Below are 23,481 nucleotides of genomic sequence, written 5' to 3' on the forward strand. Positions count from 1 at the left end.
TATGCGATATATGTCTGGATGCGAAGATAGTATGCCGAAGGCATTCCATGTGTTTAACCGCGGGTGAGCGAAGCGTCACCCGTGGACTGATGGCATATATCGATATGCTACCCCTTGCGGGTTGCATGTGCTCCGTATGGCTTCCGCTACACTATCAAATCCTCGCGTTAGCGTGAGAGCTGCGTAGCTGCTCAATAGTGTTAGCCTCATGCAAACGCGCCTTTGGGTGCGTGCAGCGTGAGGTCATAGCGTGTCCCACCATCCCCGAGGGCTGCGTTAGCTGCCCAATAAAATGTTATCCAATGGGTATTGGCGTTAGCGGGTGGAGCGTTTTATTGGGCAACTACGTAGCCCTTTTCTTATAATATTCCTATACCCTATACCCGTGCTGCGGACGCCTAACGGCGGCCTTGCGCGGGCCTAACATTATTAAGCTGCTCTGCAGCTTTGGCGCTAACGCGGGGATTTGCCGGTGGAGTGCGCCCTGCGCTGCGCGGGGCGAATGCGAGGACATATGCGGACGCGTGGGTTGTGCAACCCGCAAGGGGTTGTGGTTTGTGGGTGCGGGACTGGTCCACGGGTAGGCCTACGGCCAACCCGCGGTTAAAGACATGTAATGCCTTCGGCATATAGCGGGTTGTGGGACGAGGGTGCGGGGCCGGTCCACGGGTAGGCCTGCGGCCAATCCGCGGTTAAAGACATGTAATGCCTATCGGCATATACCGGGTGGGTATTTTCGCTGATGCGGTGTCCACGGGTGCAGCTTTTGCGCTAACGCGGTGGGCTGGGTGGCAGGGGGGGATAAAAGGAGGGCGCTGTGTCGATGACACAGCGCCCTTGCAGTGGTAGCGGGATCGAGAATTGAACTCGAGACCTCCGGGTTATGAATCCGACGCTCTAACCAACTGAGCTATCCCGCCATTACCGTTTTGCGAGTGCAAAGTTAGGACTTATATTTTAATTTTGCAATATTTTCCGAGAAAAAATCTGAAATTATTTTGACCAGAACGCGGGTGTGAAGAGCACGAGTACTGTGAATATTTCAAGACGGCCTGTGAGCATGAGCATTGACAAAATCCACTTTCCCGCAGGCGGAATCACCTCAAATGAACCGCCGTAGCCGGTGACTCCCGCGCCAAGACCAATATTGGAAACGCATGAGAATGAGCTGAAAAAGGCATCGACGAGGGGAATGTTGAGGGCAGTGAGCACCATGCCTCCCAAGGCGATAATCATCACGTAGATGCACAGGAATGCAATTACCTTGTCGACTGTTTCGGGCGGGATTATTGAGTCGTTGATGCGCACCGAACGAATCGAGTTGGGGTGAATCGAGCGGTAGAGCTCATTGTTGGTGTTCTTGAGGAGGTAGAGCAGTCGGTCAACCTTGGCTCCACCGCTTGTCGAACCTGCGCAGGCTCCGAAGAACATCAGGATAAAGAGGAGCGCGATTATGAACGATCCCCAGTTCTCGAAGTTGCTTACGGTCAATCCCGTGGATGATATGGTGGTGATAATCTGGAAGAGCGGGTCGATCGTGACCGATGAAATGGAGTCGGCTTGTCCGTTGATGGCTATAGTTACGGCGAAGGCGATGTACATAAAAAGGATTATGCGCAGATAGGCCTTCAGGGTATCGTTGTGCAGCAGTCCCTTGAAGTTGCCGGTGCCGGCTTTGTAGATCAAGGCGAAGTTCACACCGCCGAGGAACATGAATATCGTAAGTACAATCTTTATGTAGGTTGAGTCCCAGGCGGCCACGCTGTCATCGCGTGTAGAGAATCCGCCGGTTGACATGGAACTTAATGCGTGACACACACTGTCGAAGAAGTCCATAGGGCCTATCCACAGCAGGAGGCACAGTGCGGCTGACAGAACGAAGTAGACAGCCCACAACCCCTTGGCGGTCTGGCTTATGCGCGGGCGCAGTTTTTCGTGGGTGATGCCGGTAACTTCGGCATTGAACATCTGCATTCCTCCCGAATGGTTGAGCATGGGCAGAACCGCCAGCGTAAAGAGTATAATTCCCATGCCGCCAATCCATTGGGTGAGGCATCGCCACATGTTTATGCCGTGGGAGAGCGACTCGACCGACTCGAATACGGTGGCTCCCGTTGTGGTGAATCCCGACATGGTTTCAAAGAAGGCGTCGCTTAATGTAAGTGGTGTGGAGCACATGAGAAACGGCAGCATCCCGAAGCAGGAGAATAGAATCCACACGAGGGCCGTGAGCAGAAATCCCTCGCGTTTGGCCATCGAGGAGTAGGAGGGGCGGATGCAGAATGTCATCAAGGCTCCGGCGGCGAAAGTGACGGCCACCGTGATGAGGAATGCCATGTAATCGCTTTCGCCGTAAATGAGGCAGGTGACCAGCGGCACGAGCATGAATGCGCTCTCAATCATGAGAAGCCATCCCATTACACGCAGGAGCATGGGAAAGTTGACTCGATGATGTGTTGCGAAGTATTTTGACATTTCAAAAAATCGGATTCCGTTAGTTGAAGAGTTTCTCGACCTTGTGGATTGCTCCCGAGAGGCAGAACACCACTACGTGGTCGCCGGGTTGGATAACCGTGTTACCGTGAACGAGCATTCCCTGTCCGTCGCGTATAAGTCCGGCTATGGTCATGTCACGTGTCAGCGACAGATCCTTTACGGGGCCGCGTGTAATCTTGCTCTTGGGCTTGGCCTCGATTTCGGCCACCTCGGCATCGGCAAGTGCGAGGCACTTCGACGACGACACATCGGTGTCGAGCAGAATCTGGAATATCTTGCTTGACGCGAGCAACTTCTTGTTGATGATTGTGCCGATGTTAAGCCCCTCGGCCTCCGAGATGAACTGGATGTCCTCGACTTCGGCGATGGTCTTGCTCGCTCCGAGTTCCTTGGCGGTGAGGCAGGCGAGTATATTGGTTTCAGAGCTGTCGCTCAGTGCAATGAATGCGTCCATGTCGGATATGCCATCCTCGCGCAGCACATCGATGTCACGTGCGTCACCGTAGATAATGTCGCAGTCGGGACACTTCTCGGGCAGTCGTCGGCACTTTTCGAGATTGCTCTCGATGATTTTTATCTTGTAGGTGTCGCCGGCGAGAGCTGCCAGACGAACGGCAATGCGGCTTCCACCCATAATGAGCACCTTGCGTATGCGCTTGTGTACCTTGCCGCATATCTCAAGCAGCTCGTCGACATGGTCGCGCGTGGTGGTGAAATATAGGATGTCGTTTTCGCATATACGGTCGTCACCTCGCGGGATGATGGTTTCGTGGTGACGCTTTATCGCCGACACGTGGAAGTTGTGCTCGACCATGGCAAACTCCTTGAGCTGCATGCCCACTATGCGGGCATTTTCGCGCAGCTTGACGCCTACGAGGATAATCTCCCCGTCGTGGAGTTCAAACCAGTGACGCACCCATGAGCGGTTGAGCGCCGTGATAATCTCCTGTGCAGCAAGATATTCGGGATAAATCAGCGCGTTTACACCGATTCGCGTGAAGAACTCGCGGTTGTGCATGTCGAGAAACTCGTAATTGTCGATGCGCGCTACGGTGCGTTGCGCTCCGATGCTCTTGGCCATTGAACAGGCGATGACATTGCGAGTTTCATCGGGCGTTACGGCTATGAAGAGGTCGCATGATTCCACGCCGGCACTTTTCAGAACGTTGAACGATGTTGGGCTGCCGCGCAGAGTCATGAGGTTGTAGTTGGCGTCGATCGTTGAAAGACGCCCCTGGTCGTCATCGACGAGGATAATGTCCTGCTCTTCGCGTGACAGTAATTTGGCGAGATGTGAGCCTACTTCACCGGCTCCTACGATGACGATTTTCATAGCTTATGAGTATTGTTGGCTTGGACAATTGCGTTGTAGATTGCGTTTTCATCCATCTCACACAGGTTCATCAGCTGCGGGACTTTGCCGTGGGGGACAAACATGTCGGGAACGCCTATACGCGTTATGTGGGGATGGTAACCGTGATCGTTCATCCACTCGGTCACGGCCGAGCCGAGTCCACCGTCACGCACACCATCCTCGACCGTTATCACGGGACATCCCTTGCGGCCCACTTCGTCAAGCAGCTGCTCGTCGATAGGCTTAAGGAATATCATGTCGTAGTGGGCGGCCTCAATGCCGTTTTCGCGGCGGGCGCGTTCGATTGCGGCAGCTGCCTTATTGGCCATGGGGCCTATCGTCAGCACCGCTACATCGTTGCCGTCGACAAGTCGCTGTCCGCGGCCTATGGCTATTTCGTGCATGGGCGTGCGCCAGTCAGGATTGGAACCCTTGCCTCGCGGATAGCGGATGGCAAACGGGCCACGGTCAGCACTCTGTGCCGTGTAGAGCAGATTGCGCAGCGATGCCTCGTCGCGTGGTGAGGCGATGGTGAGATTGGGGATTGCCCGCAGGTAGCTGAGGTCGAACACTCCGTGATGGGTCACTCCGTCCTCGCCGACGATTCCGGCGCGGTCGATGCAGAATGTCACTGGTAGATTCTGTATTGCGACATCGTGGATTATGTGGTCGTAGGCTCGCTGAAGGAACGATGAATAGATGGCGCAGAAGGGGCGCATTCCATCCTTGGCAAGGCCTCCGGCAAATGTCACGGCGTGACCTTCGGAGATTCCTACATCGAATACTCTTGAGGGCAACTGCTCCTGCATGATGCTCATCGATGTGCCCGACGGCATTGCGGCCGTTATGCCCACGATTTTGTCGTTGGCGCGTGCGAGCTCGAGCAGGGTGTGTCCGAACACATCCTGATACTTGGCCGGAGAGTCGCTGTCGTGCTTGCGTTCGCCCGACTTGGGGTCAAAGAGTCCGGGCGCATGCCATGAGGCCGGGTCGTCCTCGGCCGGCTTGTAGCCCTTGCCTTTGGTGGTGCGCAGATGCAGCAACCGAGGCCCTTCCATGTCCTTGATGTCGCTCAACACTCTCACCACGCGGTCGATGTCGTGACCGTCGATAGGGCCGAAATAACGGATATTGAGCCCCTCGAATATGTTCTGCTGATGGCTGAGCAGCGACTTGACGCTGTTGTTGAAGCGCATGATGAAGCCTTTCTGCTTGTCGGTGACGAGGTGCAGCTTCTTCAGCAGCCTGAACAGTCGATAGCGGAACCTGTTGTAGGCCCGGGTGGTGTTGAGGTGGGCAAGATAGGAGTTAAGCGCTCCTACGTTGCGGTCAATCGACATGTCGTTGTCGTTGAGTATGATGAGGAGATTGTTCTTGTTGATTGATGCGTTGTTGAGTCCCTCAAATGCAAGTCCGCCGCTTATCGAGGCGTCGCCTATTACGGCTACGACATTGCGTCGCGGCTTGTCGTTGTTCAGCTCCGAGGCCATTGCCATTCCGAGGGCGGCCGAGATGGAGTTGGAGGCGTGACCGGCGGTGAAGGTGTCGTAGGGGCTCTCCTCGGGGTTGGGAAATCCGCTAAGACCGCCAAACTTGCGATTGGTGTCAAACTTGTCGCGGCGACCAGTGAGCAGCTTGTGCCCGTAGGCCTGATGTCCTACATCCCACACAATGCGGTCGTAGGGGGTGTTGAACACATAGTGCAGTGCCACGGTGAGCTCCACCGCTCCCATGCTCGATGCAAAGTGTCCGGGATTGGTCGACAGGGAGTTTATGAGGAAGTCGCGTATTTCGGCGCAGACTGCAGGGAGCTTTTCCGTCGACATTCGGCGAAGGTCGGCGGGAGAATCAATCGTTTCGAGCAGAGGGTAGCGCTTGGATTCAACGCTTTCATTATTATCAGGATTTTCCATTACTATCGCGTATATACTTTTTATAGATAGGTACAAATACGACTATTCCCGACACAATGATGATGAACATCGTCCATGCCGTGAATCCCCGCGCCGAAATCATGAGATAGCACAGGAAGAGCCACAGCAGAGCGAGGCACGTGAAACGGAATATCATATAACCTTTCATTACGAGAGCATTAATCATCGGCCGCGTGTGCGGTCGAGCGTTAATATGCAAAATCTATGATGCAAATATACCAAAGTTTTGTGTTATAACCTAATAAAAAACGCCCTGCCTCAACGAGGCAGGGCGTAAATGGTTGTATAAGATGGCTGTTATCCGCCAAAATTGTCGTACATGAGATTTTCCGAAGGAACTCCGAGGTCCCAAAGCATCTTCTCGACAGCCTTGCTCATGGGGCCGGGGCCGCACATGTAGTACTCGATGTCCTCGGGTGCGGGGTGGTTCTTCAGATAGGTTTCGTAGATTACCTGATGAACAAATCCCGGGGTGTACTTGACGCCTGCGGCATCGGCTGCGGGGTCGGGACGGTCGAGGGCGAGGTGGAACTTGAAGTTGGGGAAGTCCTTCTCAAGCTGCAGGAAGTCCTCAAGGTAGAACACTTCGTTAAGCGCACGTGCGCCGTAGAAGTAGTTCATGACGCGGTCGGTAGTGTTGAGCGTGCGTGTCATGTGCATGATCTGTGCGCGCAGAGGAGCCATACCGGCGCCACCGCCTACCCACATCATCTCGTTCTTTGAGTCGAAGATGGGGTGGAAGTCGCCGTAAGGGCCGCTCATGATTACCTTGTCGCCGGGTTTCAGGGTGAAGATGTAGGACGATGCGATACCGGGCATTACATCCTGGAATCCCACCTGGGGTTTCGGCTTGAAGGGCGGTGTCGCGATGCGCACGGTGAGCATTATGCGGTCGCCTTCGGCAGGATAGTTGGCCATAGAGTAGGCGCGCACTGTGGGCACGGTGTTCTTGCACTTGAGCGTAAACAGTCCGAATTTCTCCCATGAAGGCATGTACTCTTCGCCGATCAGCGACTTGTCGATGTCGACATTGTAGTCCATCTCGTAGGTGGGAATCTTAATCTGTGCATAGGAGCCGGGGATGAAGTTCATGTGCTCGCCCGGAGGAAGTGCCACGATGAACTCCTTGATGAATGTTGCGACATTCTTGTTGGAGATCACCTCGCATTCCCACTCCTTTACATCGAGCACCGATGCGGGTACGCCTATCTTCATGTCCTCCTTCACCTTTACCTGACAGCCGAGTCGCCAGTGGTCCTTGAGCTGCTTGCGGGTAAAGTGTACGGTTTCGGTGGGAAGCACGTCGCCACCGCCGTTAAACACCTGCACCTTGCACTGTCCGCAGCTTCCCTTTCCGCCGCAGGCCGACGACAGGAAGATGTTTTCATCGGAGAGTGTCGAGAGCAGCGACTTGCCCGAATTGGCGAAAACATCCTTGTCATCGTTGATGACAATGTGCACTTCGCCCGAATGAACGAGAAATTTCTTGGCCACCAGAAGTACGGTCACCAGGATGAGCGTGATTATAAGGAATATTATCACGCCCGACATTATGGTCAGGGTGCCTATGTTGGCCCCAAGCGTTATCATTGCAGTCATATCCATATTGCTCATTAGATTTTAATGCCGAGGAAACTCATGAACGCAATGCCCATAAGACCCGTGATGATGAATGTTATGCCCACACCGCGCAGAGGCTTGGGAATGTTGCTGTACTCCTGCAGGCGCTCGCGTATTGCGGCTATGGCCACGATGGCGATGAGCCAGCCGAGTCCCCAACCGGCACCGGCGCAGCAAGCTGTCCACACACTCGGGAAGTCACGCTGCTGCATGAAGAGCGAGCCACCGAGGATAGCGCAGTTAACCGCGATGAGCGGAAGGAATATACCGAGCGACGAGTAGAGCGCGGGGCTGAACTTCTCGACGGCCATCTCGACGAGCTGGGTGAGTGACGCAATCACGGCTATGAACATGATGAGCGAGAGGAAGCTGAGGTCGACATCGGCATATTCGGGGCCGAGCCATTTCAGCGCTCCGGCACGCAGCACGTAGTTTTCGAGCAGGTAGTTGATGGGCAGCGATATCACAAGCATGAACGTTACTGCGGCACCGAGGCCGAGAGCGGTCTTGACATTCTTGGATACGGCAAGGAATGAACACATGCCTAAGAAGTAGGCAAATATCATGTTGTCGACAAATATCGACCGGATAAAGATATTGAAATTTTCCATTGTTGTCTATCTTTAAGCTATTGACATTACCATTATTCCTGCAGGTCCTTGTTATAGATTCGGTGAACCCAGATGATGCAAGCCACGACGATGAGGGCCATCGGAGGAAGAATCATGAGGCCGTTGTTGGCATAACCGTGGTCATACCAGCTCTGAGGAATCACCTGAAGTCCCCATATAGTGCCGCTTCCGAGGAGTTCGCGGAAAAATGCCACGATTATAAGGATTATGGCGTAACCGATGCCGTTGCCGATACCGTCGAGAAACGAAGGCCAGGGCTTGTTGCCCATCGCAAACGCTTCAAGGCGTCCCATCAGGATACAGTTGGTGATTATAAGGCCGATGAACACCGACAGCTGCTTGCTGACATCGTATTGATAGGCTTTGAGCAGCTGGTCTACGATTACCACAAGTCCGGCCACGACTACAAGCTGCACGATGATGCGGATGTTGGTGGGGATGGTCTTGCGGAGCAGCGAAATGATGACATTGGAGAATGCCAGCACGGCGATCACCGATATACCCATGACAAATGCCGGCTCGAGCTTTGCCGTTACGGCAAGGCATGAGCAGATACCGAGAATCTGGACAATGACAGGATTGTCCTTTGAGAGCGGATTGATGAGTGCGCTCAGGTTTTTATTGTTGGTTGCCATTGTCGTTACTGTTGATTGTTGTTAAGACTTTGTAGGAATTTAGTGTATCCGCCAAGGCAGTTGTCGATCATCGAGGCTACACCTTTGGAGGTGATTGTTCCGCCCGATATGGCATCGACCTTGTCTTCGCCGTTCAGGGGAGCTTGTCCGGCCTTTACCACGGCTATGGGCAGAAATCGTCCTTCCTTGAATAGGTGCAGGTTGTTGAACTGGTTGCTGAACGCGGGCTTTTCGATTTCGGCTCCAAGTCCGGGAGTTTCACCCTGGTGTGCGAAGTAGGCTCCGTATATGGTCGATCCGTCGCTGTTGACCGAGATGTAGCCCCAGATGGGACCCCATAGTCCGGCACCGTACACGGGCAAAATGTACTTCACGTCGTTAGGTGATAAAGAGCACACGTAAACCGGCATCTCACGCTGGTCGACAGGACGCTTGCTCTGTTCGGCCACGTTGACATCAAAGGCGTTTCCCTCGATGCGTTCACCCTGTGAGTTTACGATGTACTGTTCGGTGACATACTTGTTGAAGTCGGATATGACATCGGCCTTGTCGGGCGTGATGTGTACCGACGCAAGTATCTGCTTCATCTTGTCGGCATTTGCATTGTCGACCTGAAGCGGCTTCAATGACAGTGCGGCGAATGCCAAGGCGGCTCCCACGACCACTGCCAATACTACTATATATATTATAGTATAGATATTGCTTTGCTTATTCATAGGTTATTCGGCATTAGCATTCAGACGACGCAGGCGGCGACGAATGTTGGATTGAACAACAAAATAGTCTATAGCGGGTGCGAGCGAGTTCATCAACAGTACTGCAAGCATGGCGCCTTCGGGGTAGCCGTTGTTGTAGGTGCGGATGAGTATCGCAATTGCTCCGAGGAAGAAACCGTAGATGTACTTACCGGTATCGGTGCGGGCTGCGGTTACAGGGTCGGTGGCCATGAACACTGCGGCGAAAGCAAATCCGCCAAGCATCAGCTGGTCAACCGGCGACAGGAGTGAAACGGGATAGGTGGGCGTTGCAAATGCATTGGCGATGGCTGCCATTACGAATCCGCCGACGAATACCGACAGGATTATGCGCCAGCTTGCGATGCCGGTAAGCAGAAGTATCGCCGCACCGATGAGGATGCAGAGTGTCGATGTTTCACCCACCGAGCCGGGGATGAGGCCGAGGAACATGTCCCATGACGAGATGTCCTGTCCCACGACATTGGTTATCTTCAGGGTGTCGCCAACATTGGTGGCAATCTGTCCGAGCGGGGTGGCTCCAGAGAATCCGTCGACCGGAGTTCCGTTGCCGAGTCCGCATATCGGGTTGACGGGCACGAATACGTTGTCGCCGCTCATCTTTGACGGATATCCGAAGAAGAGCACGGCGCGGGTTACAAGCGCTACGTTGAATATGTTGTAGCCTGTGCCTCCGAATACCTCCTTGACGAAGATTACCGAGAATGCCGTTGCTACGGCTATCATCCAAAGCGGAGTTTCAATGGGGCAGATGAGGGGAATGAGCATTCCCGACACGAGGAATCCTTCCTGAATCTCCTCTTTGCGCCACTGGGCTACCATAAACTCGATTCCAAGTCCCACGGCGTAGGACACGATTATGCGTGGAAGCATTGCAAGAAATCCGTAGGCCATTAGCTGCCAGAAGGGGAAGTCGGTTTCACCTATAGCGAGCCAGTGCTGGTAGCCTACGTTGTACATGCCGAATAACAGACACGGCATAAGCGCCAGTACCACGATTATCATCACGCGCTTGGAGTCGATGCTGTCATGAATGTTGACTCCCGATGTAGAAGTGGTGTTGGGCGTGAACAAGAATGTCTCAAAGCCGTCAAAGACCGAGTGGAATGCATGCAGCTTTCCTCCTGGTTCAAAGTTGGGCTTGATACGATTTAGAAAATTTCTAAGCGATTTCACTGTTTATGAGATTATTGCTGTTTATATCAACTGAGTTCTTTGCGCAGGTAGTCGAGGCCTTCCTGCACGATTTTCTGCAATTCGAGCTTTGAAGGGTCGACATATTCGCACAGCGCGAAGTCCTCGGGTGCCACTTCGTAGATTCCGAGTTGCTCCATGCGGTCGATGTTGCGTGAGATTATTGCCTTTATAAGGTATTCGGGCATGATGTCCATCGGCATTACCTTTTCGTAGACTCCCGACATGATCATGGCTCGGCGTCCGCCCTGCAGTCGTGCGTCGGGGCAGAACAGCTTGTTGAGGAAGTGTCCCGGGAACGAGTGGCTGAAGCTCATCTTGCGGGGCGAGAGTGAAGCCCATCCCATGAATTCGTGGAAGTCGTCGCCTTCGGCTATCACCGTCACTTGATAATAGGGGTAGCGCAGATAGCCTTCGGGGCTTTCGTGAGTACCCGTGAGCACGTTACCTGATATGATGCGGTGATGGATGGCATCGTCGTTTATGTTGCCTTTAAGTATCGAAGCAAGATCGGCACCCATTTTTGTGATGACATATCGCGGTGTAGTGACTTCGCATCCGGTCACTGCCACGAGTGTGTCGGTGTCGAGTCGTCCGGTCGACAGGAGCTTGCCTATGCGCAACAGGGTAGTTGCGTCGAGAGTCCACACAATGTCGCCTTTGTTGACCGGCTTTACATTGCAAATCTGGACTCCTGCGTTGCCGGCGGGGTGGGGGCCTTCAAATACCACGTGTTCAACGCTCTCGACCGATGCGAGGCAGCTGCCCTGACGTATGCCCAGATATATCTTTCCGTCGGTAAGCTTTTGCAGAAGCTTTACGGCTTTGTTAAGCTCGTTGATGCGGGGGCTGAGCATGCTCTCGAAGTCGGGAGCGAGCGGAGCCGAGTCGAAACCGGTGATGAATATGTCGCGGGGAGCCGCTCCGGGAGCCGGAACTATGTTGTAAGGACGTTGACGCAATAGTGCCCATAATCCGGAGTCAAGCAGGAGCTGTTGAGCCCGTGTGCGGTCGTTGATGCCTTCGGTTTCAAAAGTGATTGATTTCCCGGCATCCTCGGCCGGAGTGATTACAATGCGCTCGAGTTTGCGACGCTCTCCCCTGATGACGCCTGTCACGGTGCCTGCTACGGGTGATGTCACAACGATGTCGGTAAACTGCTTGTCATGGAACAGCTTGGAGCCTACCTCCACCGAGTCACCCTCCTTAACATCTACTTTCGGCACAATGCCGCTGTAATCGTCGGGGACTATGGCGCATGTCGCGGGCTTGACAGTAATCGGGGCCACATCGGCTGCAGCACCCCTGATTTTGATGTCAAGGCCTTTCTTTAACGTAACGATTTTAGCCATTTTTAGTGTATAGGGTAATATGTATTATTATATTATTGTGCAAAGTTATCTAATAATTTTATATTGGCTTAACTTTGCTTGAGAAAAATTCGTAGTAAAATTTATTTTGTGTCAATTGACGGATGTTTTATTAAATTATGTTGTTAAACATGGTTGTTTGCTTACGTAAGTCGTGCGTTTGATAAATTAATAAAAATCGACAAGCAAAATTTGGTTTGTAAGAAACAAAATAATAAATTTGCATATCCAATTAACGAAATGTTGTGAATTGGAGGATAGCTAATAAACAAAAATCAATACCGGAATCGGGGGAGATTGAATTCAAAAGCAGTGCGAAAGCTTAATTTCAAGTCGGAAAATTTACTTGATTCTTAAATCATGTAGTATAAGCCTTGCCGCATTACTCGCCGAACCAAATCACAGTCGTTTTTCGGTTCATGAACATAAAACAAAGAAACGAAAATCAATAATTAAAAGAATTAATCCATTAATAACAAATTTAAAAATTTATTCTTATCACAATTATGGAAGCTCAAAAGCCCAACTCAGGAGCCGCTCCGGCTCAGAAGAAGAACGTTCAACCCGAAGGTTCTAAAGTACGCGGTATCAAGAACGCATTCTTGGTAATCGTTGCTTGCTTTATCGTAGCAGTTTGCTTATTCGCATTTTGGTTCGGTCATGACTCACACTTCGACGAAGCCGGTCATCCTCAGGACATTTGGGGTACCATCTACATGGGTGGTGTAATCGTGCCTGTTCTTCAGACCCTGTTCCTCACTGTAATCGTTCTCTCAGTAGAGCGTTGGATCGCCCTCTCAAGCGCAAAGGGTAAAGGTAACATCTCTAAGTTTGTCGCTAACGTTAAGAAGTGCCTCCAGAACAACGACATCGCCGGCGCACAGGAACTCTGCAAGAAGCAGAAAGGTAGTGTTGCCGCTGTGGTATCAGCCGCTCTCGTTCGCTACAAAGAAATGGATGCCAACACCGTTCTCAGCAAGGAGCAGAAGATTGCAACTCTCCAGAAGGAAGTAGAAGAGGCTACCGCTCTCGAAATGCCCGCTCTTCAGCAGAACCTCCCCATCGTTGCAACTCTTACCACTCTCGGTACACTTGTCGGACTTCTCGGTACTGTAATCGGTATGATCAAGTCATTCCAGGCTCTTGCCGCATCAGGTGCTCCTGACTCAACTGAACTTTCAACCGGTATCTCTGAGGCACTTATCAACACTGCCTTCGGTATCGCAACCGGTGCATTTGCAGTTATCTCTTATAACTTCTACACCAACAAGATTGACAACCTCACCTACGCTATTGATGAGATTGGCTTCTCAATCGTGCAAACATTTGCAGCTACTCACTAATCCCGTTGTCTTTCCGAATAAACAATAATAACCTGTTAATTAACGAAAAACAATGGGAAAAGTAAAAATTAAAAGAAAGAGTACCCTCATCGACATGACCGCGATGAGTGACGTGACTGTTCTTTTGCTTACTTTCTTCATGTTGACCTCTACCTTCCTTCAGAAGGAGCCGGTAACGGTGCTCACTCCGTCGTCAGTGTCGGAAATCAAGGTGCCTGTTACCAACTACTCGACGATTCTCATATCGCCTGAGGGTAAGGTATTCCTATCGGTAGCCGGTGACGCCGACTCTACTTACTCCACTGAAAAGGTGAGAGCTGAGTTGATTCGCAACGCTGTTTCCGAATATAACAAGACCCATAGTAACAAAATACAGCTCACAAACGAACAGGTTGCCAAGTTCTCGAAGATGAATATGTTCGGGGTTAAGCTTTCCTACCTGCCGGAATTCCTCGACCTGCCGCAAATCAAGCAGGATGAGATTATCTCCGACATGAACAATGACATGGTTGGAATCCCCGTCGACGACAACAAGGATCTTGGTAAACCTAATGAGTTTCAAATCTGGATGCGCGCCATCTACAATTCATCCAATCCCAACCTCGAACAGTCGATCAAGAGTGGTGAGGGTATAGCCGTTAAGGCTGACAAGGATACGCCCTACGATGTCGTTCACAATGTGCTCGACAATCTGCAGACGCTAAAGATGAATAAGTTCAGCTTGATGACCGCATTAAAAACCGAGAACGATTAATCATTATGGCACAGATAGAACAATCCGATAAGGGCGGCAAAAAGAAAAAAGGCGCCCAGAAAAAGATGCAAATCCACGTGGACTTCACTCCCATGGTGGACATGAATATGCTTCTTATCACGTTCTTCATGCTTTGTACCACGATGATTAAGTCGCAGACACTGCAAATCTCACTCCCCTCTAATGAGAAGGTTGAGCAGGAGCAGCAGAACAAGACAAAGCAGTCAGAAGCCGTGACACTCATTCTTGACACCGAACGTGACAGTGAGGGTAATGTGAAGGTTGATCCCGATTCGGGTAAGCCCGCCCACATCATCTACTATTACGAAGGTAAGGCGGAAGTCGCTGATGAAAACCATGACGGACTGATCGACAACTCCAACCTCAAGGTTGAGAAGTTTGTCGGTAACGAGAATGGTGAGGTTCAGGGTATCCGTAAGATTCTCCACAACCGCAACAAGCAGGTACTTGAGAAAATCGATGTTCTCAAGACTCAATGGAAGAATAAGGAGTTGACCGATGAGGAATATCAGGCAAAGGCCAAGCAGATTCGTAACGACTCTACGCTTACCCGCCCGGTTGTCATCATCAAGGCAGGCCCCAACGCTTCTTGGGAAAGCTTGATCAGCGCTCTTGACGAAATGCAGATTAACCAGATTTCTCGATACCAGATTGATAATATCAACGGAGTTGACTCTGCTTTGATATTTGACTATCAGGCTAAGAATCCGCGTAAATAATGATGAATGGCTATATGTTTAACTATTAAAACTGAAAAGAAATGGCAAAAGATGTAGATCTTTCATCAAAAGAATGGCGCGATATAGTCTTTGAAGGTAAAAACAAAGAATTTGGTGCATACGAGCTCCGTAAGGAATCGGACGCTCGTCACAATAAGGCGATGATTGTTGTTGTAATCATCATTGCAATAGCATTCTTGCTTCCCCTTGTAATCAACACTGTGCTTCCCAAGGCCGAAGAGCGTCCCGAGGACCTCACTGAGCAGGCTATGGTGAATCTTGCCAACGACGCTGTCGAAGAGGAAGAGGAGCCCGAAGAGGAGCAGCAGCGTTACGAAGAGGAGCAGCCCGAAGTCCTTCCCGAGGAAGTGCTCAACACCGTTAAGGTTACTGAGCTCGCCATCGTAGAGGACGAGAAGGTTAGCGCCGAGGATGAAATCAAGACTCAGGACGAATTGAAGGAAACTACGACCGCTTTCGGTCAGAGCGACTTCGACCAGGGTACTGATGACCGTAACGTAGTGCGTGAACACAAGGACGAAATCGTCGTTGAAGAGAAGAAGCCCGAAGAAGAGAACAAGGTGTTTACCGCAGTTGAGCAGATGCCCCAGTTCCCCGGTGGTGAAGCTGAACTCATGAAGTATATTCAGAGCCACCTTAAATATCCCCCGTGGCAATGGAAAACAACATCCAGGGTCGTGTTACGATTCAGTTCGTTGTTACCAAGACCGGTAAGGTGGGTGAAGTTAAGGTAGCCCGTGGTAGGGACCCCGACCTCGACAAGGAGGCAATGCGCGTGGTTAAGTCGCTTCCCGACTTTATCCCCGGCAAGATGAACGGACAGGCAGTTAACGTGTGGTACACCGTGCCTATCACATTCAAGCTTCAGGGTATCTAATCGGTATACAAACATCATTCCCGATATATAAGAGGCATGGCCATTGGCCATGCCTCTTTGTTTTTATGTGCTAAAATCAAATATTTATGAACAACATCTAAAATTTATGAAAAATCGGTGTGCGGTACATCTTTTTTCACTATCTTAGCATATTGTTAAATAACCAAATGAAAGCTTATGGCAACAGATAATAACATGGAATATGACGAAGCGCAGGCAGTGAAGTTCATCCGCGACTACATGCCGGCCGATAAGCGTGACCTGTATGACGATGACGAGATAATCAATATCATCGACATGATATGGGATTACTATGAGGACAACGGTCTGCTTGAAATCTCGGCCGACTACGATGACGACGATCAATCGCCCGAACTTCCCGACATAATAAAGTATGTGAAGAAGATGCTTGCCAAGGACAAGCTGGCGGTGGTCGATGTCGACGATGTGCATTATATCGTTGAAGGCGAGTTGGCCTATGAGAAATCGATAGGTGCATTGGAGGATTAACGTGAGGTAAATGCTTATGAAATCGTTAAGCCGTTATTTCATTGCTCTGTTTATCGCGATATTCATCGCGTCGATTGCTCCTGCCGAGTGTGAAGCACAGGGATTCTTGAAGACATTGAAGGAAAAGGTGTCGGGAACAAAAAACGAAGACTCCAAGCAGAAAGGAAAGAAGTCAAAGAAGGACGACAATGTCGACATAATGGACCTCTCGCTCGACGAGAATCTGATGCGCCCCATTGTTCCGGTTAAGGAGCATGACAAAGTGGCTGCCTACATGAAGAGGCTCGCCCGTAATCTTGCATCGCGCAAGCGCGAGCGCATCGAGATGCTTCGTGACGGGGAGGTGATCGTGGCAACCATCGGTACCGACGCGCTGTTTGCTCCCAATGACTCGGTGCTCCGTCAGTCGGCGGGTGAATTGCTGGAACCCTATAAGCACCTGTTAAAGTCGATGGGCATGTATAAGATACTTGTTGTGGCCCACACCGACGACACCGGTTCTGAAAAGTACACCAATCATTTAAGTGAATTGAGAGTCGAAGCTGTATATAAGTGGTTGCGGCACGGTGTTGCCGGCAATGTGGAGATTGTGCCTTACGCTCTCGGCTCTTCCGACCCGCTGTTACCTAACAACAGCACCGCCAACCGTCGGTCCAACCGTCGCATTGAGATTTTCATTGTCCCCAACAAGCTGATGCTTGAAATGGCCAAATCCAATAAATTGCAATAAATTCAAGTTATATTTTTTAATATTTTATATAAGGAAAAATGAGGAGTAAACTACTTGCTTGCGGAGCAGTGCTTTTGGCTATCTCTTGTTCTCAGAACAAGCCTGCCGGAGGCGATTACAGTGTTAGTGCTAATGTTGGTGACGAAGCCAATGGAAAAATGGCCTACATCGTCAACTACGACAATGGCGACCTACTTGACAGTGCGGTTGTAGCCGATGGAAAAGTATTTTTGAAGGGAACTATTGACAGTCCCGTGCTTGCTCGTCTTATTGTAGGCGGACAGCGCAGCAGAACTCTTGTTGTGGAGCAGGGCGACATCGTGCTCGATGACGAAGCCATGCCTTCGGGAACACCGCTTAACCAGCTGTTTGCCGATTTCCGTCACAATGAGGACTCGGTGGGAATCGCTTATGGCGATGCCGACAGCGACTCGTTGCGTGCCGCTATATACAATGATTTCCAGGTGATGAGCGACAAGTTTGTTGCCGATAACAACGACAACCCCGTAGGCTACTATGTCCTTTTGTCACGTGCCTACGATTTCAGCTCCGAGGAGCTTGACAGCGTGCTTGCACTCTATCCGTCATTTGGCGAGTATAAGCGCATCTCCGACCTTGTCGATATGAAGAAGCGTGCTGCAGCTACTGCTGCAGGCAACCGTTATGTTGACTTTACTATCGAAGGCGATTCGGCTCAGAGTCTTAGCGACTATGTAGGTAACGGTAAGTACACTCTTGTCGACTTCTGGGCAAGCTGGTGTGGTCCCTGCCGTCGTGAAATGCCTGTAATCAAGGAGCTTTACGAGGAATTCGGTTCTAAGGGCCTTCAGGTTCTCGGCGTTGCCGTGTGGGACGAGAAGGACGCTTCAGTCAAGGCTATCGAGCAGCTTGAACTTCCCTGGCCGCAGATTCTGAATGCTCAGACAGTGCCTACCGACATATACGGTATCTCGGGTATACCCCACATTATGCTCATCGACCCCGAAGGCGTGATCGTGGCTCGCGGAATGCAGGGCGATTCACTTCGCAAGGTTGTGCGCGAAACAATGGCTAATTACACTCCTGTAGCCAAATAAGTGTGCGACGCCATGCGACGACCGTTATGATAAAGCCGATTATTGCACCTGCTGCATCGGCAATGAAATCATAGACATCTTCGCCGCGTCCCATTGCCATTAAGCCTTGGAGCAGCTCTATAGCTCCGCCGAAGGCTATTGTGGCGATAAGAAACAACAATAATATAACGAGCGGAGCCTTCTTTTGAGGGTTCCGCTTTTTGCGCATATAATCGAATGACAGACACAGCATTATGCCCATCATCATTATGGCGTGTACAACCTTGTCGGCCCCCGGAAAGAGCGGAATATCCATGTCGGGAAGCGGGCGGGGAACGAGTGTGAGATAAAGGACGGCCAGAATGCAAACGACCGAGAATATGCAGGGAGGAAGTGAGGTCAAAAATTTGGTTAATTTCATTTTTACTAAATTTTTATGCAAAATTAATGACAAATTATATATTTCAGTCGTTGTAGTGTGGCATATTGTAACTTTTTAGCTAATTTTATACCTCAAAAATTGAAAATATGGCCGGAAAAGCGCAATTTGGCAGTAAAATAGGACTAATAGCAGCAACGGTGGGCTCGGCCGTGGGGCTCGGAAACGTGTGGCGTTTCCCTGCCGAAACTCAGAGCAATGGTGGAGCGGCGTTTTTGCTACTCTATATAGCGTGTGTATTTTTACTCGGTATACCGGTCATGCTGGCCGAGTTTTCATTAGGCCGTGGCAAGCGAAGCGATGCCGTCGGGGTATTTCGCAAGCTGTCGCCTCACAGTGGCTGGTGGATTGTAGGAGCTGTGGCCATCCTCGCCTCCTATCTGATTCTCTCTTTCTACATGGTTGTTGCCGGATGGACGCTTGAGTATCTGTGGCAGTCGGTGACCGGTTACCTGTATGAGCCTATCAATGCCGTAGCGGCCAATGCAGGAGTCGAAGGTCTTGAGCAGCAGTTTAAGCTGCGTATGCAGGAGTTTATCGTTCAGGACAGCCGTCCGGTGATAATGACCTATATAATGTTGCTCATCAATGCCGGAATATTGATGATGGGAGTTCAGAAAGGTATTGAGAAGATGTCAAATATCCTCATGCCGCTTCTTTTCCTGTTGTTGCTGATATTTTCCGGCGTGTCACTCACATTCCCCAAGGCAATGGAAGGATTGGAATTTTTCCTCAATCCCGACTTTTCAAAGATAACGCCGTCGGTAGTGGTGAATGCACTCGGACAGGCATTTTTCTCGCTATCGCTCGGTATGGGTATTCTAATCACCTATTCAAGTTACTTCCCCAAGAACACCAAGCTTACCCGCACGGCTGTAACGGTGTCGATGCTCGACCTGCTTGTGGCAATCATGATGGGTGTCATCATCTTCCCGGCGGTAAAGTCGTTCGGACTCGATGAGGGAGGTCTTGAAGGTGCTACATTGGTATTTGTCACGCTGCCCGAAGTGTTTGCACAGATGCCCGTCACGCAGTTGTGGTCGATTCTGTTCTTCCTGCTTCTGCTTGTGGCCGCGCTCACATCCACAATCTCGCTTGCCGAGGTGTCGATAGCCTTTATGCAGGATCGTTTTAAGCTGCATCGTACTACGGCATGTATAGCGGTGATAGCTCCATTGTTTGTACTCAGCACGCTTTGCTCTTTGTCGCAGGGTTCGCTGTCCGATTTCAGGATTGCTGGATTCACGCTGTTTGACTTCCTTGACAACACGGCCACCAACTATATGCTACCGCTCGTTGCAATATTCACGTGCATCTATCTCGGATGGTTTGCACCGAAGGGATATTTCTATAATGAACTCACCAATCACGGCTCGATATCGACACGCATCTATACGACATTGCTCTTTGTGGTTCGTTTTGTAGCTCCCATATTGATTGCCGTTATCTTGTTTGCAAAAATCTTTGAATAGACATGGCTGAATCACGTGCTCAATTTGTAACCCGCCTCGGGGTGATTGCCACTACCGTTGGTTCGGCTGTAGGACTTGGCAATATATGGCGTTTCCCCTATGAAGCCGGTGTTCACGGCGGCGGAGCGTTCCTTCTGTTCTACATCGTGTTTATATTCTTGATCGGCGTCCCCGTCATCTGTGCCGAATTCATCATGGGACGCGGTGCGCGCAGCAACATTTTCGGTGCATTCCGCAAGCTACATTCAACCCGACAGTGGGCGTGGATAGGCTACATGGGCATCTTGTCGTCGATACTCATTCTGTCGTTCTACTCGGTCGTTGCCGGATGGACGGTGGAATACTTCGTGCAATCGGTTACAGGTGCCATCGACACTATTGCCGAGGGCGAGCGTCACTCTTCGTTTGACACATTCTCCACCGGTCTTAAGCCTGTGATGTGGACTCTTATTTTCCTGCTTGCCAATGCCGTGATACTGTTGCGTGGCGTTCAGAGTGGAATCGAGAAGGTTTCCAACATCCTTATGCCCGTTTTGTTCCTTATTCTGATTGTATTCTGCATCAACTCGTTGTTGATGCCCGGAGTGGGCGAGGGAATGCGATTCCTCTTCAACCCCGACTTTTCAAAGGTCGACTCCTCGGTGCTTATTGGTGCATTGGGACAGGCATTCTTCTCGCTGTCGCTCGGTCTTGGCACCATGATGACCTATGCGAGTTATTTTTCCGACCGCACTCCGCTCGTGAAGAGCGCGTCGATTATAGCTGTGCTTGACACTGTTGTAGCTGTGTTGGCCGGTATCATCATTTTCCCGGCAGTGTTTACCTACGGCTCCGAACCGGCAGCCGGCCCCAAACTGGTGTTTGAGGTTCTCCCCGCCATCTTCCATCAGATGCCCGGCGGCGTATTCTGGTCGGCACTGTTCTTCTTCCTGCTCATGGTAGCATCATTGACCTCGACTATCTCAATGAGTGAAATATGCATTGCATTCTTTACCGAGCAATTCGGCATTGGCCGACGCAAGGCGACGCTGCTTAATGCTGGCATAGCCATGGTGCTTGGCACATTGTGCGCTCTTTCATTCGGCCCGTTGAGCAATGTGTTGATATTCGGACAGTCGTTCTTCGGATTGTTTGATTACGTTACGAGCAACATATTCCTTCCGCTCGGCGGTATGCTCATATCGATATTTGTCGGTTGGTTTCTTGACCGCCGTGTCTTTCGTGAGCAATTGCGCGGTACAGGCTCAATCAAGGGCTGGATCTATAAGGTGATTGTAATATGCCTGCGTTATGTCGCTCCCACCGGCATTGCGCTTGTGTTCCTTTCCGGTCTTGATATCATCTGATAATATAGCCGTCACGGATCTATATAACGACAACGGCGCGGGATTCATTTTCCGCGCCGTTGCTGTTGATTGTTACTGTTGACTCGTCTGCGTCACTACGATAGTATCTTCCTCGTAACCGTATTCCCCGATTGTTATTTTCAGCGATCTTGTGTGGCCTGTATCGTTGGGCTTGAGCTCGATTTTGATGTTATTGTCATTAGACGACATGGTGTACCATTCTCCGGTCATATCCTTGGCGGGTTTCTTAACTTCGACTGTGTTGCCTGAACCGTCGGTAATTTCAAATTTGCACACCCACCATGCGCTTTTCCATGAATCGCTCTTATTTTCGGCGGTTATCGTCAGATTCACGGTTTGTTCTTTGCCGTCAACCGTTATGTCCTCGTTCTCAAATGTGTAATGATAGAATCGGTCAACATATTCCTTTTCATCATCTTTGCAGGCGGTCAACAACACTGTCATCAACCACCCGATAAATAAAATCTTGGGTATTCTCATAGCTAAAATCCATATATGTATATGTGTTCTTTTTTAGAAATATATGTCCTATTTCTTGGATCAGATGATGATGATGGGTAATCATCGCATGCGTACCACCCGTCGCAATTGCCATCCCAGCCCCAATTACAATGGTAAAGCACTTCAAGGATTAAACGTTGATTTCTAGATGAAATAGGCCTATATTTACTAGAATATCCATCAATAATCCAAGCATGTGCGAATTCGTTATCATTAGAAATTCCTCCTATTATGTGTGGATAGCCTTTTTTTAGATTATTAATCAGTCCATTATCATCTATCTCTCCATTTGCATAACTACAATTGTATCCTTGCCATTTTAAATAATTATATGCATCTTTTAATGTCGCAGAACTTGAATTACACCCAAATTTAGTTTTGCATCCATATGCGATTTCTTTAGTGAATGGAGCTACATATTCGCCTCTATATGTGCCCGCTTCAATTCTTGCGATTTCAGTTAGAAAGTCAAATTGCATAGCTAATGTTTCCCGTGATTCTCCTAGATAATGTTTACATTTAGTTATTGCTTGAGCAACTGCAGTAGATACGCATCCTAACGGCATATTGTGATTGTGATTTTCTGTATAGCATACGGGTATTTTATCATTGTATGGATGTCCTTGTCCCCATTGAGTTTTTACTATAGGGTCTATAAGTATTTCTTCATTAATATTGCTTCTGGAATAATTGGATGTATTGTAATATTCAATTATATCAGATTGCACTAAATGTTGAATGTCGTCAATTACTAACTTAAGTGTGGGAATTGAAATGGTATCAGTAATACTGCCTTTTTCACAGAATGCATAAACCTTATTCAATCTGTAGTCGTCTGAAACTATAGAAAATCCTTTTTCCCCATTAACAATGAATTCAATAATACTTATTGATGTGCGAATTGTATCAAAGTTTATACCTTTTATCTCCGCAATAGAATCAATATCTTTATTATTCAGATAATTTTTCAATGTTATAGATTCATCTTTCACTGAAATAACCATCGGCTTAGCTTCTGATCTACTGTTGGGATTGGTCCTATACCAAAACTCGCACATTAATTCGATTGCTTTGTCGGATTGTTGATTTACTTTTTCTTGAAATAATAATGGAGATTCATTATTGCATCCAAATAGGACGAAAAATGATAGAATAAATAGTAAATTTTTCATAATTAAAATTGTTAGTGTTTAAAATGATGTTTTAAAGAGTTAGCCAACCTTCATATTCGGAGCCAATAGTGGTTTTTATATTTATTTGATAAATACCAGATGTATTTCCTATATTTATACTTATAGGATGTTGAAGCGTGGAATATGAACATGTATATTTTTGACCGGTATTAATGTTTGTTATTGAAAACCAGGCATTCCCTTCATAAGATTCAAATGAGAAGTTAATAGTATCATTATGGTACCATGATACAACAGAAATAGTTTCATCATGTGGTTTAATATTAGAATCTGGTTTCTCCCTAATAGTAATATTAATAACACTATTGTTGCACTCAGATTCGTTTTCAGCATTAATTTGTGACCAATTAAATGCCACAGAAACAATGCATAGTAATGTAAGAAATATTTTTTTCATAAATGTTAATTTGTTTTACACAAATTTAAGGCAGATAAAAAATATTTCAAAGAGGAAAATATTTAGAGATATTATGCAAATAGGAGTATAAT

24 protein-coding genes and 1 tRNA gene are annotated in these 23,481 nt (G+C 49.3%); 10 read left to right on the forward strand and 15 right to left on the reverse strand.

Features of this window, described 5'->3' with window-relative positions:
- Positions 1-843: 843 nt before the first annotated feature.
- From E7746_RS03410 to E7746_RS03460, 11 genes are all read right to left on the reverse strand, one after another.
- Positions 844-920: transfer RNA gene (locus tag E7746_RS03410), tRNA-Met, on the reverse strand.
- A 73-nt stretch (positions 921-993) separates the two neighbouring features.
- Positions 994-2,475, reverse strand: coding sequence for a TrkH family potassium uptake protein (locus E7746_RS03415; RefSeq protein WP_136409836.1), 1,482 nt, complete (start codon positions 2,473-2,475; stop codon positions 994-996).
- Between the two features lie 19 nt (positions 2,476-2,494).
- On the reverse strand, positions 2,495-3,829 hold the full coding sequence (trkA, locus tag E7746_RS03420) for a Trk system potassium transporter TrkA (protein WP_136409837.1): 1,335 nt from the start codon (positions 3,827-3,829) through the stop codon (positions 2,495-2,497).
- Positions 3,826-5,763: a 1-deoxy-D-xylulose-5-phosphate synthase gene (gene dxs, locus E7746_RS03425; protein WP_136409838.1), complete on the reverse strand. Its 1,938-nt coding sequence runs from the start codon at positions 5,761-5,763 to the stop codon at positions 3,826-3,828. The genes trkA and dxs overlap by 4 nt, the downstream gene beginning before the upstream one ends.
- Positions 5,750-5,932, reverse strand: coding sequence for a hypothetical protein (locus tag E7746_RS03430; RefSeq protein WP_135945999.1), 183 nt, complete (start codon positions 5,930-5,932; stop codon positions 5,750-5,752). The genes dxs and E7746_RS03430 overlap by 14 nt, the downstream gene beginning before the upstream one ends.
- 149 nt (positions 5,933-6,081) lie before the next feature.
- Complete coding sequence (nqrF, locus tag E7746_RS03435) at positions 6,082-7,335, reverse strand: NADH:ubiquinone reductase (Na(+)-transporting) subunit F (RefSeq protein ID WP_369698998.1); 1,254 nt, start codon at positions 7,333-7,335, stop codon at positions 6,082-6,084.
- Positions 7,336-7,397: 62 nt separating this feature from the next.
- Entirely contained in the window at positions 7,398-8,015 is a 618-nt protein-coding gene (nqrE, locus tag E7746_RS03440; RefSeq protein WP_123396030.1) for an NADH:ubiquinone reductase (Na(+)-transporting) subunit E, read from the reverse strand.
- 32 nt (positions 8,016-8,047) lie between these two features.
- Positions 8,048-8,671: an NADH:ubiquinone reductase (Na(+)-transporting) subunit D gene (locus E7746_RS03445; protein ID WP_136409839.1), complete on the reverse strand. Its 624-nt coding sequence runs from the start codon at positions 8,669-8,671 to the stop codon at positions 8,048-8,050.
- Positions 8,672-8,676: 5 nt separating this feature from the next.
- A complete protein-coding gene (gene nqrC, locus E7746_RS03450) occupies positions 8,677-9,387 on the reverse strand; it encodes an NADH:ubiquinone reductase (Na(+)-transporting) subunit C (RefSeq protein ID WP_136409840.1) in 711 nt (236 codons plus the stop codon).
- 3 nt (positions 9,388-9,390) lie between these two features.
- Complete coding sequence (locus tag E7746_RS03455; protein WP_136409841.1) at positions 9,391-10,602, reverse strand: NADH:ubiquinone reductase (Na(+)-transporting) subunit B; 1,212 nt, start codon at positions 10,600-10,602, stop codon at positions 9,391-9,393.
- 26 nt (positions 10,603-10,628) lie between these two features.
- A complete protein-coding gene (locus E7746_RS03460) occupies positions 10,629-11,972 on the reverse strand; it encodes a Na(+)-translocating NADH-quinone reductase subunit A (protein ID WP_136409842.1) in 1,344 nt (447 codons plus the stop codon).
- Between the two features lie 524 nt (positions 11,973-12,496).
- Here E7746_RS03460 and E7746_RS03465 point away from each other — a divergent pair.
- From E7746_RS03465 to E7746_RS03495, 8 genes are all read left to right on the forward strand, one after another.
- Positions 12,497-13,333 carry a MotA/TolQ/ExbB proton channel family protein gene (locus tag E7746_RS03465; protein WP_136409843.1) on the forward strand — a complete coding sequence of 279 codons (837 nt, stop codon included), beginning with the start codon at positions 12,497-12,499 and terminating at the stop codon, positions 13,331-13,333.
- A 52-nt stretch (positions 13,334-13,385) separates the two neighbouring features.
- Entirely contained in the window at positions 13,386-14,087 is a 702-nt protein-coding gene (locus tag E7746_RS03470; protein WP_136409844.1) for an ExbD/TolR family protein, read from the forward strand.
- A gap of 5 nt (positions 14,088-14,092) precedes the next feature.
- A complete protein-coding gene (locus tag E7746_RS03475) occupies positions 14,093-14,827 on the forward strand; it encodes an ExbD/TolR family protein (protein WP_135946003.1) in 735 nt (244 codons plus the stop codon).
- A 41-nt stretch (positions 14,828-14,868) separates the two neighbouring features.
- Complete coding sequence (locus E7746_RS03480; protein WP_238337316.1) at positions 14,869-15,582, forward strand: energy transducer TonB; 714 nt, start codon at positions 14,869-14,871, stop codon at positions 15,580-15,582.
- The gene (locus E7746_RS15205) at positions 15,504-15,725 is read left to right on the forward strand and encodes an energy transducer TonB (protein WP_238337317.1); all 222 of its coding nucleotides are present in this window, start codon (positions 15,504-15,506) and stop codon (positions 15,723-15,725) included. Before E7746_RS03480 ends, E7746_RS15205 begins: the two co-directional genes overlap by 79 nt.
- Positions 15,726-15,902: 177 nt before the next feature.
- Entirely contained in the window at positions 15,903-16,235 is a 333-nt protein-coding gene (locus E7746_RS03485) for a hypothetical protein (RefSeq protein ID WP_123396021.1), read from the forward strand.
- Between the two features lie 16 nt (positions 16,236-16,251).
- Positions 16,252-16,965, forward strand: a complete 714-nt coding sequence (locus tag E7746_RS03490; protein ID WP_168184287.1) for an OmpA family protein — start codon at positions 16,252-16,254, stop codon at positions 16,963-16,965.
- Positions 16,966-17,003: 38 nt separating this feature from the next.
- Entirely contained in the window at positions 17,004-18,041 is a 1,038-nt protein-coding gene (locus E7746_RS03495) for a TlpA disulfide reductase family protein (protein WP_136409846.1), read from the forward strand.
- Here E7746_RS03495 and E7746_RS03500 read toward each other — a convergent pair.
- Complete coding sequence (locus tag E7746_RS03500; RefSeq protein ID WP_136409847.1) at positions 18,016-18,441, reverse strand: VanZ family protein; 426 nt, start codon at positions 18,439-18,441, stop codon at positions 18,016-18,018. The genes E7746_RS03495 and E7746_RS03500 overlap by 26 nt on opposite strands.
- A 107-nt stretch (positions 18,442-18,548) precedes the next feature.
- Between E7746_RS03500 and E7746_RS03505 the strand changes: the two genes are divergently transcribed.
- Together E7746_RS03505 and E7746_RS03510 are read left to right on the forward strand one after the other, a co-directional pair.
- Positions 18,549-19,931: a sodium-dependent transporter gene (locus tag E7746_RS03505; RefSeq protein WP_136409848.1), complete on the forward strand. Its 1,383-nt coding sequence runs from the start codon at positions 18,549-18,551 to the stop codon at positions 19,929-19,931.
- Positions 19,932-19,933: 2 nt separating this feature from the next.
- Positions 19,934-21,277 (forward strand): sodium-dependent transporter, encoded by a 1,344-nt coding sequence (locus E7746_RS03510; RefSeq protein ID WP_136409849.1) that lies wholly within the window; start codon positions 19,934-19,936, stop codon positions 21,275-21,277.
- A 72-nt stretch (positions 21,278-21,349) separates the two neighbouring features.
- Here the strand turns inward: E7746_RS03510 and E7746_RS03515 are convergent, their stop codons facing one another.
- The 3 genes from E7746_RS03515 to E7746_RS03525 are packed head-to-tail and all read right to left on the reverse strand — an operon-like array spanning position 21,350 to position 23,389.
- Complete coding sequence (locus E7746_RS03515; protein ID WP_136409850.1) at positions 21,350-21,778, reverse strand: BACON domain-containing protein; 429 nt, start codon at positions 21,776-21,778, stop codon at positions 21,350-21,352.
- Positions 21,779-21,780: 2 nt separating this feature from the next.
- Positions 21,781-22,971 (reverse strand): C10 family peptidase, encoded by a 1,191-nt coding sequence (locus E7746_RS03520; protein ID WP_123396014.1) that lies wholly within the window; start codon positions 22,969-22,971, stop codon positions 21,781-21,783.
- 31 nt (positions 22,972-23,002) lie between these two features.
- A complete protein-coding gene (locus tag E7746_RS03525) occupies positions 23,003-23,389 on the reverse strand; it encodes a hypothetical protein (protein ID WP_136409851.1) in 387 nt (128 codons plus the stop codon).
- Positions 23,390-23,481 lie beyond the last annotated feature (92 nt).

The sequence above is a fragment of the Muribaculum gordoncarteri genome (assembly GCF_004803695.1).
Classification (GTDB): domain Bacteria; phylum Bacteroidota; class Bacteroidia; order Bacteroidales; family Muribaculaceae; genus Muribaculum; species Muribaculum gordoncarteri.